This window comes from Pantoea osteomyelitidis, assembly GCF_044342975.1.
GTDB classification, from domain to species: Bacteria; Pseudomonadota; Gammaproteobacteria; order Enterobacterales; family Enterobacteriaceae; genus Pantoea; species Pantoea osteomyelitidis.
Genome location: NZ_JBGFSN010000005.1, coordinates 471213 through 486484, shown reverse-complemented (window position 1 = coordinate 486484; position 15272 = coordinate 471213). Strand labels below are relative to the sequence as shown.

At 56.2% G+C, this 15272-nt stretch carries 16 protein-coding genes; 2 read left to right on the top strand and 14 right to left on the bottom strand.

Going from position 1 to position 15272, the window contains the following annotated elements:
• Positions 1-90: 90 nt before the first annotated feature.
• Positions 91-978 carry a dihydrodipicolinate synthase family protein gene (locus ABU178_RS15880; protein WP_397216621.1) on the top strand — a complete coding sequence of 296 codons (888 nt, stop codon included), beginning with the start codon at positions 91-93 and terminating at the stop codon, positions 976-978.
• Positions 979-1024: 46 nt separating this feature from the next.
• On the opposite strand, the gene ABU178_RS15875 is transcribed toward ABU178_RS15880, so the two are convergent.
• Both ABU178_RS15875 and mltB read right to left on the bottom strand, forming a co-directional pair.
• Positions 1025-1360: a zinc ribbon domain-containing protein YjdM gene (locus ABU178_RS15875; protein ID WP_397216619.1), complete on the bottom strand. Its 336-nt coding sequence runs from the start codon at positions 1358-1360 to the stop codon at positions 1025-1027.
• Between the two features lie 85 nt (positions 1361-1445).
• Positions 1446-2528 (bottom strand): lytic murein transglycosylase B, encoded by a 1083-nt coding sequence (gene mltB / locus ABU178_RS15870; protein WP_397216617.1) that lies wholly within the window; start codon positions 2526-2528, stop codon positions 1446-1448.
• Between the two features lie 373 nt (positions 2529-2901).
• Between mltB and mutS the strand changes: the two genes are divergently transcribed.
• Positions 2902-5463, top strand: a complete 2562-nt coding sequence (gene mutS / locus ABU178_RS15865) for a DNA mismatch repair protein MutS (RefSeq protein WP_397216615.1) — start codon at positions 2902-2904, stop codon at positions 5461-5463.
• A gap of 82 nt (positions 5464-5545) precedes the next feature.
• On the opposite strand, the gene rpoS is transcribed toward mutS, so the two are convergent.
• The 12 genes from rpoS to cysD all read right to left on the bottom strand — a co-directional run bounded on the left by rpoS (position 5546) and on the right by cysD (position 15271).
• Complete coding sequence (rpoS, locus tag ABU178_RS15860; RefSeq protein ID WP_397216613.1) at positions 5546-6538, bottom strand: RNA polymerase sigma factor RpoS; 993 nt, start codon at positions 6536-6538, stop codon at positions 5546-5548.
• Between the two features lie 50 nt (positions 6539-6588).
• The gene (nlpD, locus tag ABU178_RS15855) at positions 6589-7674 is read right to left on the bottom strand and encodes a murein hydrolase activator NlpD (RefSeq protein WP_397216611.1); all 1086 of its coding nucleotides are present in this window, start codon (positions 7672-7674) and stop codon (positions 6589-6591) included.
• Between the two features lie 171 nt (positions 7675-7845).
• Complete coding sequence (locus ABU178_RS15850; protein ID WP_397216609.1) at positions 7846-8472, bottom strand: protein-L-isoaspartate(D-aspartate) O-methyltransferase; 627 nt, start codon at positions 8470-8472, stop codon at positions 7846-7848.
• Positions 8466-9227 (bottom strand): 5'/3'-nucleotidase SurE, encoded by a 762-nt coding sequence (gene surE, locus ABU178_RS15845; protein WP_397216607.1) that lies wholly within the window; start codon positions 9225-9227, stop codon positions 8466-8468. The genes ABU178_RS15850 and surE overlap by 7 nt, the downstream gene beginning before the upstream one ends.
• Positions 9208-10257, bottom strand: a complete 1050-nt coding sequence (gene truD / locus ABU178_RS15840; RefSeq protein ID WP_397216605.1) for a tRNA pseudouridine(13) synthase TruD — start codon at positions 10255-10257, stop codon at positions 9208-9210. Before truD ends, surE begins: the two co-directional genes overlap by 20 nt.
• Positions 10257-10736, bottom strand: coding sequence for a 2-C-methyl-D-erythritol 2,4-cyclodiphosphate synthase (gene ispF, locus ABU178_RS15835; RefSeq protein WP_397216603.1), 480 nt, complete (start codon positions 10734-10736; stop codon positions 10257-10259). The genes truD and ispF overlap by 1 nt, the downstream gene beginning before the upstream one ends.
• Positions 10736-11452 (bottom strand): 2-C-methyl-D-erythritol 4-phosphate cytidylyltransferase, encoded by a 717-nt coding sequence (gene ispD, locus ABU178_RS15830; RefSeq protein ID WP_397216601.1) that lies wholly within the window; start codon positions 11450-11452, stop codon positions 10736-10738. The genes ispF and ispD overlap by 1 nt, the downstream gene beginning before the upstream one ends.
• Before the next feature lie 3 nt (positions 11453-11455).
• A complete protein-coding gene (ftsB, locus tag ABU178_RS15825) occupies positions 11456-11773 on the bottom strand; it encodes a cell division protein FtsB (protein WP_397216599.1) in 318 nt (105 codons plus the stop codon).
• A 169-nt stretch (positions 11774-11942) separates the two neighbouring features.
• Entirely contained in the window at positions 11943-12263 is a 321-nt protein-coding gene (locus ABU178_RS15820) for a DUF3561 family protein (protein WP_397216597.1), read from the bottom strand.
• Between the two features lie 55 nt (positions 12264-12318).
• On the bottom strand, positions 12319-12924 hold the full coding sequence (cysC, locus tag ABU178_RS15815) for an adenylyl-sulfate kinase (RefSeq protein ID WP_397216596.1): 606 nt from the start codon (positions 12922-12924) through the stop codon (positions 12319-12321).
• On the bottom strand, positions 12924-14351 hold the full coding sequence (cysN, locus tag ABU178_RS15810; protein WP_397216594.1) for a sulfate adenylyltransferase subunit CysN: 1428 nt from the start codon (positions 14349-14351) through the stop codon (positions 12924-12926). Before cysN ends, cysC begins: the two co-directional genes overlap by 1 nt.
• 11 nt (positions 14352-14362) lie before the next feature.
• Positions 14363-15271: a sulfate adenylyltransferase subunit CysD gene (gene cysD, locus ABU178_RS15805; protein ID WP_130831405.1), complete on the bottom strand. Its 909-nt coding sequence runs from the start codon at positions 15269-15271 to the stop codon at positions 14363-14365.
• Between the last annotated feature and the right edge of the window lies 1 nt (position 15272).

Below are 15272 nucleotides of genomic sequence, written 5' to 3'. Positions count from 1 at the left end.
AGACAACTTTCACACTATCCGCTATAGCAGTACGCGCATCCTCTGGTTAAGTTAAAACAACGTTTCATTTTTCACTAACAGGAGCCCGTCATGCACGCTCAACCTGCTTTTTCCGGCGTATGGTGTCCATCGGTAACGCCTTTCGACAATCATAATGCGCCTGATATCGAGGCGCTGGGTCGCCATTTTGCGCGTCTGAACCGTTCCGGCATCGATACGCTGCTGTTAATGGGCAGCATTGGCGAATTTGCCTCGCTTACGCAGCAAGAACGTATGTTGTTGATCAAGGAAGCGCGTTCGTTATCAACACTGAGTATGGTAGCGAACGTCTCAAGCACCTGCGTGCCAGATATGCTACAGCTGGCGGAACAGGCCTGGAAAAGCGGTTTCGATGCGGTAATGGTGCTGCCGCCCTATTACTATGGGCAAACGCAGAAACAGCTGATGAGCTACTTCAAAGCGCTGGATAAACAGCTTGGCGGAAAATGGTTCGCCTACAACTTCCCGGCACGTACCGGCTGCGATTTGACGCCAACGCTGATTGCCGAGCTTGCGGCGGAGCTGCCCAATTTTATCGGCATCAAGGATACCGTGGACTGCCTTTCTCACAACCGCGCGTTGATTGAGGAGACAAAGAAAGTACGCAGCAATTTCGCCGTGCTGTCAGGTTATGACGAGTATCTGCTGCCAAACCTGCTGGCAGGCGGCGCAGGCGTGATATCAGGGCTGAACAACATTGTGCCCGAGCTGTTTGCCGCAGCGATGCAGGCCTGGCGTGCCGGCGATCTGGCCGAGCTTGCAAGCGTACAGCAACGCATCGGCCAGCTGATGGCGATCTACAGCATCGGTGATGATTTTGTTACCACGATTAAAACCGCGGTCTCGCGTCGTTTCGATTCCATGTCCAGCGCGTCACGCAACTACGGCGGCGCGCTGACGGCAGAGCAGTGTGAAATTATCGATCGGCTATTTGCCTGATCTCTTGCCGGGCCGGAGACATTGCAGCGCCGCTGGCCCGCCGCTATCAGCTTTTTTTCACAAATTCAGACTTCAGCTTCATGGGTCCAAATCCATCGATCTTACAATCGATGTTGTGATCCCCTTCAACCAGACGGATCCCTTTAACTTTGGTGCCGATCTTCAGCGTGAAAGAGCTGCCCTTTACCTTCAGATCTTTGATAACCGTGACGTTGTCGCCATCGGCCAGCAAATTGCTGTTGGCGTCGCGTACGACCAGCGCATCGTCTGACTGCGCCTCCGTTTGCGACCAGATATGACCGCATTCGGGGCAGTTAAGATTGTCGCCATCCTGCCAGGTATATTCAGAATGACACAGAGGACAGGCGGGTAAAGGCTGCATAAAAACTCCTTAATCGGCAGCTAAAAGACAAGATAACGCCATAAGCGGGCGTCATCTTATCTCCTTACAGTTAATAAGGGTAGCGTTAAAGCAGCGAGTCCTGACGCGCCTTGCTCACCGCCTCGCCCAGCTGCCAGACCGCCATCGCATAGTGCGTGCTGTGGTTATAGCGCGTGATGGTGTAAAAGTTAGGCAGCCCGTACCAGTATTGATAGCTGCTGCCCAAATCAAGGCGCAGCAGGCTAGCTTCGTTGTTGCCATCCAGCGATCCCTGCGGCGACAAGCCCGCTGCGGTCAGCGAGTTAACGGCGTAACGCGTTTTAAATCCGTTCTCTAAATAAGGCGCCTGCCCGCTGGCGGGCACCGCCACGCTCTGACCGGGCTGCCAGCCGTGCGCCTGGAAATAGTGCGCCACGCTACCAATGGCATCGACCGGATCCCAGAGATTAATATGACCATCGCCATTGAAATCAACGGCATATTCCTGATATGACGACGGCATGAACTGGCCGTAGCCCATTGCACCAGCAAAAGATCCGCGCAGATCCAGCGGATCGTCCTGCTCATTACGCGCCATCAGCAAAAACGTTTCCAGCTCGCTGCTAAAGTAGGCCGCGCGACGTGGGTAGTTAAACGAGAGGGTAGACAGCGCATCCAGAATGCGCGTTTTGCCCATTACCCTGCCCCAGCGGGTTTCCACACCGATAATGCCGACAATAATTTCCGGCGGCACGCCGTAAACCTGCTGCGCGCGCATTAACGCATCCTGATACTGATTCCAGAAAGCCACGCCGTTTTGCACATTGTCAGGGGTAATAAATTGCTTGCGGTAACGAATCCATGCGCCGTTGGGTCCGGTAGGAGGCGTATAGCTGGGTGCCTGGCGATCCATCAGACGCAAAACATAATCGAGCCGCTTAGCCTGACCGATAACAGCATGCAGCTGCTGCCGATCAAAACCGTGTTTCGTCACCATTTGATCGATGAAATCTTCTGCGGCCTGATTTCCGGCGAAGTCGCCGAACATCGGCTGTACGTTATGGGCAGACTCCAGTAAAAACCCCCCTTTGGGTGCGGGAAGGGTTGCCGCTTGTTTTGGGGTTTCTGGTTTGCTGCTGCAGGCAGCGAGCAGCGTAATTAATGAAACGAGGGCGACCTTAAAACGCATCAGATATCCATAAGCCAGGTTAAACCAAGTGCCGTAATGGTAATCGTTCAGCGCAGCGACATACAGGTGAAAATGTTAAAAAAACGTCAGTCCGGACGCTTTACGCCGTTTGCATTTTAACTTTGCGAAGCGGCTCGACACTTTCAACTTTGCTGCGCAAAAACCGTTTTCTCTCGCATCCACCTTTGCTATGTTCGGCGCCAATAAAAGCAGGAAGTCGCATGCAGGCGGGTGAAGCCCGCGCGGCAATAGTGGTAACATCGCCCTTTCGCGACGAATGCCACATGCAAGAAGCGTGAGTAAGAAAAAATAATTAACGGCAACCCCGGCACTATCGGGTTAACAGGAAGAGTCAACGTTGAGTGAAATCGAGATGAAAGGATCAGAGCAAATGGACTTCAGCGCCCATACGCCGATGATGCAGCAGTATCTGCGTCTGAAAGCGGAGCATCCCGACATCCTGCTGTTCTACCGCATGGGGGATTTTTATGAGCTGTTCTATGACGACGCTAAACGCGCCTCTCAGCTGCTGGATATTTCCCTGACCAAACGCGGCGCTTCAGCAGGCGAACCGATTCCGATGGCTGGCGTGCCCTATCATGCCGTGGAAGGCTATCTGGCAAAACTGGTGCAGCTGGGGGAATCCGTCGCGATTTGCGAGCAAATTGGCGATCCCGCCTTGAGCAAAGGTCCGGTCGAGCGCAAAGTGGTACGCATTGTCACGCCCGGCACTATTAGCGACGAAGCGCTGCTGCAGGAACGTCAGGATAATTTGCTGGCGGCGATTTTCCAAAGCCAGCGCGGATATGGATACGCCACGCTGGATATCAGCTCCGGGCGTTTTCGCCTCAGCGAGCCGGGCGATCAGGAAACCATGGCGGCGGAGCTGCAACGCACCAATCCGGCTGAGCTGCTCTACCCGGAAGATTTTCAGGCCACGGCGCTGATTGAAAACCGTCGTGGCTTACGTCGTCGCCCGCTGTGGGAGTTTGAAATTGATACTGCGCGTCAACAGCTTAATTTGCAGTTTGGCACGCGCGATCTGAATGGCTTCGGTGTAGAGCAGGCGCATCTCGCGCTGCGTGCCGCCGGCTGTTTATTGCAGTATGCAAAAGATACCCAGCGTACCTCCCTGCCCCATATTCGCTCGCTCTGCATGGAACGTCAGCAGGATGGCGTGATTATGGACGCCGCCACGCGGCGCAACCTGGAGATTACCCAGAATCTGGCTGGCGGCAGCGACAATACTCTGGCGTCTGTACTGGATAAAACCGTAACGCCGATGGGTAGCCGTATGCTGAAGCGCTGGCTGCATATGCCGCTACGCGATATAGAAACGATTAATCGTCGCCAGGAGTCGATTGCGGAACTGCAGGATCTGTGCGAAATCCTGCAGCCGGTGCTGCGACAGGTAGGCGATTTGGAACGTATCCTGGCGCGCCTGGCGTTGCGTACAGCCCGACCGCGTGATTTAGCCCGCATGCGCTACGCCTTCCAGCAGTTGCCAGCGTTGAATGAGCAGCTGGCTGACGTCCAATCTCCGCAGCTGCGGCAGTTACGCGAGCAGATGGGCGAGTTCAGCGAGCTGCGCGAGCTGCTGGAGCGGGCAATCATCGACTCGCCGCCGGTACTGGTGCGTGACGGCGGCGTCATTGCTCCCGGTTATCATGCAGAACTGGATGAGTGGCGAGCGCTGGCGGACGGTGCTACCGATTATCTCGACAAGCTTGAGATACGCGAACGCGAAAAGCTTGGCCTGGATACGTTGAAAGTGGGCTTTAACGCTATACATGGCTACTACATCCAGGTCAGCCGTGGTCAAAGTCATCAGGTGCCCATTCATTACGTCAGACGGCAAACGCTGAAAAATGCCGAGCGCTATATTATCCCGGAACTAAAAGAGTACGAAGATAAGGTGCTGACGTCGAAAGGCAAAGCGCTGGCGCTGGAGAAGAGTCTTTACGACGATCTGTTCGATCAGCTGCTGCCGCATCTGGAAGCATTGCAGCTCAGCGCCTCCGCTCTGGCAGAGCTGGATGTGTTAAGTAATCTGGCGGAACGCGCCTGGACGCTGAACTATTGCCGACCGGTATTGCAGGATAAACCGGGGATCAAAATCACCGGCGGCCGTCATCCTGTGGTGGAGCAGGTGCTTAAGGAGCCGTTCATTGCGAATCCGCTCTCACTCGCGCCTCAGCGCCGAATGCTGATCATTACCGGCCCGAATATGGGCGGTAAAAGCACCTATATGCGTCAGGCGGCGCTGATCGCCCTGATGGCGTGGATCGGCAGCTTCGTCCCGGCGGAAGAAACCCTCATTGGCCCGCTGGATCGTATTTTTACCCGCGTCGGCGCCGCTGACGATCTTGCGTCTGGTCGTTCAACTTTTATGGTGGAGATGACAGAAACCGCCAATATCCTTCATAACGCTACGGAACACAGTCTGGTGCTGATGGATGAAATTGGTCGCGGCACTTCAACCTATGATGGGCTTTCTCTGGCATGGGCCTGTGCCGAAAGTCTGGCTAACCGCATCAAAGCGATGACGCTGTTCGCCACCCACTACTTTGAGCTGACCACCCTGCCGGAGAAAATGGAAGGAGTGGTAAACGTGCATCTCGACGCGGTAGAGCATGGCGATACCATTGCGTTTATGCACAGCGTGCAGGAAGGTGCCGCCAGTAAAAGCTATGGCCTTGCCGTGGCGGCGCTGGCCGGCGTGCCAAAAGAGGTTATCAAGCGGGCGCGGCAAAAGCTGAGGGAACTGGAGGCGCTTTCAGGCAGCAGTGCGGCTTCTACCGTTGACGGCTCGCAGCTGCCGTTGCTGGTTGAAGAGAGCTCTCCTGCTGTGGAAGCGCTGGAAGCGCTTGACCCTGACACTCTGTCGCCACGCCAGGCGCTGGAATGGATTTATCGTCTGAAATCGCTGGTATAAGGCGGGTTAAAAGCTTGTCAGATGCCCAATAAAAAAGGTGGCCACTGGCCACCTTTTTGTTGGATTCCTGCCCGCTTAACGATTATTCACGAAACAGCGCTTCAATATTCAGACCTTGTGCCTGCAGGATTTCACGCAGACGACGCAAACCTTCAACCTGAATCTGACGTACACGCTCGCGAGTCAAACCGATTTCACGGCCCACATCTTCAAGCGTTGCCGCTTCATAGCCTAACAGGCCGAAACGACGTGCCAGCACTTCGCGCTGCTTGGCGTTCAGTTCGAACAACCATTTGACGATGCTTTGCTTCATATCGTCATCCTGCGTGGTATCTTCCGGACCGTTATCTTTCTCATCGGCCAAAATATCCAGCAGCGCTTTTTCGGAATCACCGCCTAACGGCGTATCCACTGAGGTAATGCGTTCGTTGAGGCGCAGCATACGGCTGACATCTTCAACTGGCTTATCCAACTGCTCAGCGATCTCTTCAGCACTCGGCTCATGATCGAGCTTGTGTGAAAGTTCACGCGCAGTACGCAGATAAACGTTCAGCTCTTTAACAATGTGGATAGGCAGACGAATGGTACGGGTTTGGTTCATGATTGCCCGTTCAATGGTCTGACGAATCCACCAGGTGGCGTACGTTGAAAAACGGAACCCGCGCTCCGGGTCAAACTTTTCAACGGCACGAATCAAGCCCAGGTTACCTTCTTCAATCAGGTCCAGCAGAGCAAGACCACGATTGCTGTAACGACGGGCAATCTTTACCACCAGTCTTAAGTTACTTTCAATCATGCGGCGACGAGAAGGGATGTCGCCTCGCAGAGCACGGCGAGCGAAGAACACTTCTTCCTCTGCCGTTAACAATGGCGAATAGCCAATCTCTCCGAGATAGAGTTGCGTCGCATCCAACACGCGCTGCGTCGCACCCTGTGACAACAACTCTTCTTCCGCTACGTCGTTATCACCAGGTTCGTTTTCAACAAGAGCCTTCTCATCAAAAACCTCAGCTCCGTTCTCGTCGAATTCCGCGTCTTCGTGTAACTCGTTAACTTTCAGCGTATTCTGGCTCATAAGCGGCTCCTACCCGTGATCCCAAGGCAGAACACCAGGGTTCTGCCGGTTTATCGCTGCGGTAAATAACGCAACGGGTTTACGGATTTCCCCTTGTAACGAATTTCAAAATGCAATCTAACTGAACTGGTTCCGGTGCTACCCATGGTAGCTATTTTTTGCCCCGCCTTCACTTCCTGTTGTTCCCGGACCAGCATCGTATCGTTGTGGGCGTAGGCGCTCAGGTAGTCATCATTATGTTTGATGATAATTAAATTACCGTAACCCCGAAGTGCGTTACCTGCGTAGACCACCCTTCCCGATGCGGTGGCGACCACAGGTTGTCCGCGCGTTCCGGAGATATCGATGCCTTTATTGCCACCTTCAGCGGCAGAGAAGTTATCGATAATCTTACCCTCGGTCGGCCAACGCCAGCTGCCGACAGGAGTCGAGCTGTTCGTGGTGCTACTGACCGTGGGCGGTGCGGCAACCGGAGCTGTTGTCGTTGCAACATTTGCTCCTTTCGACGGTAATAATTTGCTACCTGTCGAATTTCCTGAATCTTCAGAATACGTAATAACAGGTTGCTGTGCAACAGGGGTAGATTTAATTTGCGACGAACCGGGAGTAACCGGCACGGCGCCCTGCGTTGCATCAGCCGCCGTGATGGCGTTTCCACCGGTAATCGGCTGCCCTGATCCGTTGTCCACCTGAAGAGTCTGACCCACGCTCAAGCTGTACGGCGCGGGGATATTGTTGCGTTGGGCAAGGTCGCGAAAGTCATTGCCGGTAATCCATGCAATGTAGAATAAAGTGTCCCCGCGCCGTACCGTATAGGTCGCTCCGCTATAGCTACCTTTCGGAATATTCTGATAACTGCGGTTGTACACAATGCGCCCGTTTTGTGTGACAACATTATTACCGCCGCTAACCATTCCACCGCTTGCTGGCGCAGAGGGCACCGTGCCGCTAATCATTCCGCCCTGGCTGGGAGCAGACGGCACCCCGCCTGAAGCGTTGCTCATTCCGGAGTTATCTCCAACGCTGCTTATCGGTGCCTGTGTGTTATCGCCGGAACTACATCCTGCCAGCCAAAAACCTACCAGTGAAAGCGCCGCCAGACGACGTAGTTGAAATAGAGTGCTTCCCGTGCTCATTGCTCCCCCGTAATGGCAATCCTGTGTGTCTCTGAGTTACTGCAGACGGCTGCGTAAAACGCTGCATAGCGCGTCAAAGCTTGTTTTTCACGATTAAGAGAAAGGATAGTAACAATATCAACAGTGCCAGGCTATGGAACAGTTGTGAAGAAATACGATGGGAATCCTGCTTCAGGCGAGATCGCCCTGCACCAGCGGCACAAATCGTACCGGCTCAATCGTCTCTTCGATAAAATCGTCATCCTGGCGTCGGATGCGTTTCAGCACCTGATGATCTTCTCCTACCGGCAGCACCATAATGCCGTAGTTATCGAGTTGCGCCATCAGTGCAATCGGAATTTCAGGCGGGGCGGCGGTGACGATAATGGCATCAAAGGGGCCGCGTGCGGGCCATCCCTGCCAGCCGTCGCCGTGACGCGTAGAAACGTTATGCAGATCGAGCTGTTTCAATCGGCGTTTCGCCTGCCATTGCAGGCCTTTTATCCGCTCGACAGAATAAACATGGTCAACCAGATGCGCGAGGATCGCCGTCTGGTAACCTGAACCGGTGCCGATTTCCAGCACGCGTGAAGCGGGTTGCAGTTCCAGCAGCGCCGTCATTCGCGCCACCATATAGGGCTGGGAGATGGTCTGCCCGGAACCGATCGGCAGCGCGACGTTGTCCCAGGCTTTATGTTCAAACGCTTCATCGATGAAACGCTCACGCGGCACGTCGGCGATCGCCTTTAGCAGGCGCTCGTCATCAATGCCCTGCTGACGCAGTTGTGACAGCAACGTTTCAATGCGTCTGTTCACCATGCAAGATTGACCTCTGCTTTAGTTAACCAGTCAGCGACCACATCCTGCGCGCCATGCGCGGTTAAATCGACGTGCAGCGCGGTCACCGAAACATAACCTTCGTCTACGGCGGCAAAATCGGTATCCGGGCCGGCGTCAAACTTTTCACCCGGCGGGCCAATCCAGTAAAGGGTGTGGCCACGCGGATCCTGCTGCGGGATCACTTGATCGGCCGGATGGCGGCTGCCGCAGCGCGTCACGCGAATGCCTTTAATCTCCGCCAGCGGCAGATCGGGCACGTTGATATTCAGAATACGTCCGGTGCGCAGCGGTTCGCGCGCCAGCGCGCGCAAAATCGCGCAGGTTACCGCCGCCGCCGAATCATAGTGCTGATGTCCATCCAGCGATACCGCCAGCGCCGGCAGTCCGAGATGCCTTCCCTCCATCGCCGCCGCTACGGTGCCGGAATAGATCACATCATCGCCCAGATTGGGCCCGGCGTTAATGCCTGATACCACAATATCCGGCTTTGGGCGCATCAGCGCGTTAACCCCAAGGTAGACGCAGTCCGTGGGCGTGCCCATTTGCACAGCGATATCGCCATTATCGTGGGTAAAGGTGCGCAGCGGCGTTTCCAGCGTCAGCGAATTAGATGCCCCGCTGCGGTTACGATCGGGCGCGACAACCTGCACCTCAGCAAATTCACGCAGCGCCCTGGCCAGCGTCTGAATGCCGGGCGCATGAATGCCGTCATCGTTACTCAGCAATATCCGCATCGTTACCTTCTTGTTGGAGAAGTTCCCGTACCACGCTAGTGGCGAAGCTGCCCGCCGGAAGCCAGAATGTCATTTCCAGCGTCGCGTCATCCTGCCAGTACCAGCGCATATCCCGTGGGATTACCAGCATCGCGCGCCGTGCCGTATCAACGCGTTCCCGCTCAAGCAGTGTAACCAATTCCGCCGCCGCTGCCAGGCTCTGCTGTTCAAGCTCCAGTGCCGCGAGCTGCGTTCCCGCTTCGCCACGGCCCGCCAGCGGCGCAGTGACGCGCAGCTCATTATCCAGCACGCGCTGCTGCAGAACCTCCAGCTCCTCTGGCTGCGCCACAAACCAGCTGCCGCGACCGGTAAGCTGCAAGGCATCTCCAGCCAGCACGTCGGTCAGGTTGCCTTGCTGTAACAGTCGGCCGCTGGCGACCTGGTTAAACAGGGCGCTGCGCGCCGCTGAGAGGATCAGGCTGCGCTTATTGCGATCGCGCACCTGAATCTCGCCACGCGCCCACTGCTGCGCCATGGTCAGGTTATGCCCATCACGGCCAAAACGCTGCTCGCCGAAGTAATTAGGCACGCCTGCGTCACGAATTTTCTCCAGACGCTGCTCCACATCCTGGCGCAGGCTAATCTCACGCACAGTCAGACGAAACGCATTGCCTGCCAGCGCGCCGGTGCGCAGCTTGCGCTTATGGCGCACAGCCTCAAGGATTTCACAGCCCTCAAGGCTGAAGGCGCTCAGATCGGGCATCTCTTTGCCGGGCAGACGAAAACAGAGCGTCTGCTCGGTGACCGCATGGCGATCTTTCATCCCGGCGAAGCTCAGGTCACGCTGCGGGACGCCGAGAAATTTTGCCAGTGCCTCCGCCACGAAACGCGTATTGCAGCCGGTTTTGCGAATGCGCACCAGCAGCTGTTCGCCTTCGCCATCGGGCGCGTAACCGAGATCTTCGATCACTAAAAAATCTTCCGGCGTCGCTTTGATAACGCCCGTGGCGCGCGGCTTGCTGTGCAGCCAGGTTAAATCCTGCTTCAGCATTAGTTACTTGCCTTTACAATCAGCGCTACCGCTTCACAGGCGATTCCTTCACCACGGCCGGTAAAGCCCAGCTTTTCCGTGGTGGTCGCTTTTACGTTGACATCATCCATATGACAACCGAGATCTTCAGCGATGTTGATGCGCATTTGAGGAGCGTGCGGCAGCATTTTTGGGGCCTGCGCAATAAGGGTGACGTCCACGTTGCCGATGCGATAGCCCTTTTGCTGAATGCGGCGCCAGGCCTCACGCAGCAGGCCGCGGCTGTCTGCGCCTTTAAACGCGGGATCGGTATCGGGAAACAGCTTGCCGATATCGCCCATTGCCGCCGCGCCCAGCAGGGCATCTGTCAAGGCATGCAGCGCCACGTCGCCATCGGAATGTGCGATAAATCCTTTTTCAAAAGGAATACGCACGCCACCAATCACTAACGGCCCTTCCCCACCAAAGGCATGAACATCGAAACCGTGACCGATACGCATTATGCGCTCTCCTTTAAATGAATCTGTGTGAGATAGAACGCCGCCAGCGCCAGATCTTCCGGCCTGGTGACTTTGATGTTATCACTGCGCCCGTTAACCAGTTCGGGATGATAGCCGCAATACTCCAGCGCCGAAGCTTCGTCGGTAATGGTGGCACCTTCGTTGAGCGCCCGTGTCAGGCAGGCAAATAGCAGCGCATGGGGAAAAAACTGCGGCGTCAGCGCGTGCCAGAGATCTTCGCGCTCTACCGTATGGGCGATCAGCGTTTTGCCCGGCTCGCCGCGCTTCATGGTGTCGCAGACCGGCGCCGCCAGAATCGCGCCCACCTTGCTGGTGGCGCGCACGGCTAACAGGCGGTTGAGATCGTCAGGATGAAGACAGGGACGCGCGGCATCATGCACCAGCACCCAGCCTGCGCCCTCCGCCGCTTTCAGCCCGGCCAGCACCGATTCGGCGCGTGTTCCGCCGCCGACCACGCTAATAACGCGTGAATCCTGCGCCAGCGGCAGAGCCGGAAAGTAAGTATCGTCGGGGCTGAGAGCAACAATGACCCGTTTAACTGCCGGGTGGGCCAGCAGGCGCGTAATGCTGTGCTCAAGAAGCGTGTGCTGACCAATAGTCAGATACTGCTTGGGAGAGGTGGACTGCATACGGCTGCCGATACCGGCAGCCGGCACGACGGCAATCACATCCGCAGGGGAAGCCAGCTTGTTCATGTTTTATCGTTGTTGGTTTTGCGCAGCTTGTTGCGCGTTACGTTTGTTCTGGTCCGGCACCAGGCGATAGAAGGTCTCACCGGGCTTAACCATACCCAGTTCATTGCGTGCGCGCTCTTCGATGGCTTCAGAGCCGCCGTTAAGATCGTCGATTTCAGCGAACAACTGGTCGTTGCGCGTTTTGAGTTTGGCGTTTGTCGCCTGTTGTACCACCACGTCATCGCTGACGCGCGTGTAATCATGAATACCGTTCTTACCCAGCCATAATGAATACTGAAGCCAGCCGAGCAGCACGAGTAGCAGTAACGTCAGTTTTCCCATTCCCGCCCCCTGAAAATCGGCCCAATCATCCCATAACTTCGGCCCGGACTCCACTCCGGCGGCAAAATTGCCGCGCTTTCGGAATCAGCTGCATAAAAAATAGCAAGGTTGAGGTCAGGAATGGCAGGTAAAGTTTTGTAACCTGAAGATGCGTTTGTACATCCCGCAGCTACCAGCCGGAGAGAAAGGAGAAGAGCAGCCAGAAGAGGAATACCACGGCAATCGCGGTAACGAGCGCGGTCCAAAAAAGATGACCCCGCAATACCAGGCTCAGCGCGATCCCCAGCACCACTGACACCGGCAGCAGCGCAAGAAAGAAAGGCCAGGTATAGAGAAAGAAGAACAGCGTGTTAGAGCCGTACAACAGGAAGGGAATCGCCAGCGCGCACCAGTAGGAGAGGAAACCAATTACACCACCTGGCAGGGCTGAGCGAGGCTCATCCTGGGTGCGTTCATCTTTGCGTGCCAGCATAGGGGTAACATTCTGCATAAAAATCCTGTTGACGCTGAATGCGGCGAATCACGCAGGATTCGCCGCTCTCTTTTCAGGATTTGATGATATCGCGGTCACGCAGCAGATCTAACAATTGGGTGGTCAGTTTTGTAACCAATTGTTCGCCATCGAGATGGATTTCAGGCTGCTCCGGCGCCTCATAAACCGAGTCGATGCCGGTAAAGTTGCGCAGTTCGCCCGCACGCGCTTTTTTGTACAGCCCTTTGGGATCCCGCGCTTCACATATCGCGAGCGGCGTATCCACATAGACCTCGATGAAGCGGCCATCCGCCAGCAGGTCACGCACCATCTGCCGCTCGGCGCGGTGCGGCGAAATAAAGGCGGTAAGCACCACTAACCCGGCATCTACCATCAACTTCGCCACTTCGCCGACGCGTCGGATGTTCTCTTTACGATCGTCATCGCTGAAGCCGAGATCGCGGCACAGGCCATGCCGCACGTTGTCGCCGTCCAGCAGATAAGTGCTGACGCCGATCTGGTGCAGCGCCTGCTCCAGCGCGCCGGCGACGGTGGATTTACCGGAGCCGGACAGCCCGGTAAACCACAGCACGACGCCCTGGTGCCCGTGCTGCTGTTCGCGCTCTTCGCGCGTCACAGCATGGGCATGCCAGACGACATTCTCGTCGTGCTGCGCCATTATTGACCACCCAGCAGATCGCGCGCGTTCCAGTGCGGGAAGTGACGACGGATCAGCGCGTTCAGCTCCAGCTCAAAGTCGCTGAACTGACCGGCGTTGCGGGCCGCCTGCGATTGCGGCTCGTTGATCATGCCCGCGCCCACAGTAACGTTACTCAGGCGATCGATAAAGATCATCCCGCCGGTCACCGGGTTCTGCTTATATTTATCCAGCACCATCGGCTCATCGAAGGTGAGTTCCACCAGACCGATACCGTTCAGCGGCAGGCTCTCGGTTTCACGCTTCGCCAGGGTGTTGATTTCAACCTGATGCACAATCTTTTCGATACGCGCGCGCGCTTTCTTACCAGCGATTTTGATGTCGTAGCTCTGACCCGGCTGCAGCGGCTGTTCAGCCATCCACACCACGTCGACGGCGGCGGACTGCACGGCGGCCAGCTCAGCCTCTACGTCGACCAGCAGGTCGCCGCGGCTGATATCAATCTCATCTTTCAGCACCAGGGTAATCGCCTCGCCCGCGCCCGCTTCCTGCAGGTCGCCGTCGAAGGTCACGATGCGCGCCACGCTTGACTCCACGCCGGACGGCAGCACTTTTACCCGCTGTCCCACTTTTACCACGCCTGACGCCAGCGTACCGGCATAGCCGCGGAAATCGAGATTCGGACGGTTCACATACTGCACCGGGAAACGCATCGGCTGATGATCGACCACGCGGTTCAGCTCAACGGTTTCCAGCACGTCCAGCAGCGTCGGGCCGCTGTACCAGCCCATGGTCTGGCTCGGCGTGGCGACGTTGTCCCCTTCCAGTGCCGACATCGGTACAAAGCGGATATCCAGGTCTTCCGGCAGCTGCGCGGCGAAGTCGAGGTAATCCTGTTTGATCTGCTCAAAAACGTCCTGGTTATAATCCACCAGATCCATCTTGTTAATCGCCACTACCAGGTGCTTGATGCCCAGCAGCGTGGAGATAAAGCTGTGACGACGCGTCTGATCCAGCACGCCTTTACGCGCGTCGATCAGCAGAATCGCCAGATCGCAGGTAGAAGCGCCGGTCGCCATGTTGCGCGTATACTGCTCGTGCCCTGGGGTATCGGCGATAATAAATTTGCGCTTCTCGGTAGAGAAGTAGCGATAGGCGACATCGATGGTGATGCCCTGCTCGCGCTCCGCCTGCAGGCCATCCACCAACAGCGCCAGGTCGAGCTTCTCGCCCTGGGTGCCGTGACGTTTGCTGTCATTGTGCAGCGAAGAGAGCTGATCTTCATAAATCTGACGCGTATCGTGCAATAAACGACCAATTAGCGTACTTTTGCCGTCGTCCACGCTGCCGCAGGTCAGGAAACGCAGCAGACTTTTATGCTGTTGCGCCGTCAGCCAGGCTTCAACGCCACCCTGATCGGCAATCTGTTGTGCAATAACGATATTCATCTGGCGTCTCCTTAGAAATAACCCTGACGTTTTTTCAGTTCCATCGAACCGGACTGATCGCGGTCAATCACGCGCCCCTGACGCTCACTGGTGGTGGAAACCAACATCTCTTCGATAATTTCCGGCAGCGTCTGCGCTTCCGATTCCACTGCGCCGGTCAGCGGCCAGCAGCCCAGGGTACGAAAACGCACCATGCGCTGCTTGATCACTTCGCCCGGCTGCAGATCGATACGGTCGTCATCCACCATCATCAGCATGCCGTCGCGCTCCAGTACCGGACGCGGCGCGGCGAGATAGAGCGGAACAATCTCAATGTTTTCCAGGAAGATGTACTGCCAGATATCCAGCTCGGTCCAGTTCGACAGCGGGAAAACACGGATGCTTTCGCCTTTGTTGATCTGGCCGTTGTAGTTGTGCCACAGCTCCGGACGCTGGTTTTTCGGATCCCAGCGGTGGAAGCGGTCACGGAATGAATAGATACGCTCCTTGGCGCGCGACTTCTCTTCGTCGCGCCGCGCGCCGCCGAAGGCGGCATCAAAGCCATACTTGTTCAGCGCCTGCTTCAGCCCTTCAGTTTTCATGATATCAGTGTGCTTGGCGCTGCCGTGTACAAAGGGGTTGATGCCCATCGCGACGCCTTCCGGGTTGCGGTGCACCAGCAGCTCTGCGCCCATCGCCTTCACGGTGCGGTCGCGGAACTCATACATCTCGCGGAATTTCCAGCCGGTATCAACATGCAGCAGCGGAAACGGCAGCGTTCCCGGATAAAAGGCTTTGCGCGCCAAATGCAACATCACAGAAGAGTCTTTGCCGATAGAGTACATCATCACGGGATTGCTGAACTCAGCCGCGACTTCACGGATGATATGAATACTCTCCGCCTCCAGTTGACGCAGATGAGTGAGTCGTTTTTGGTCCATA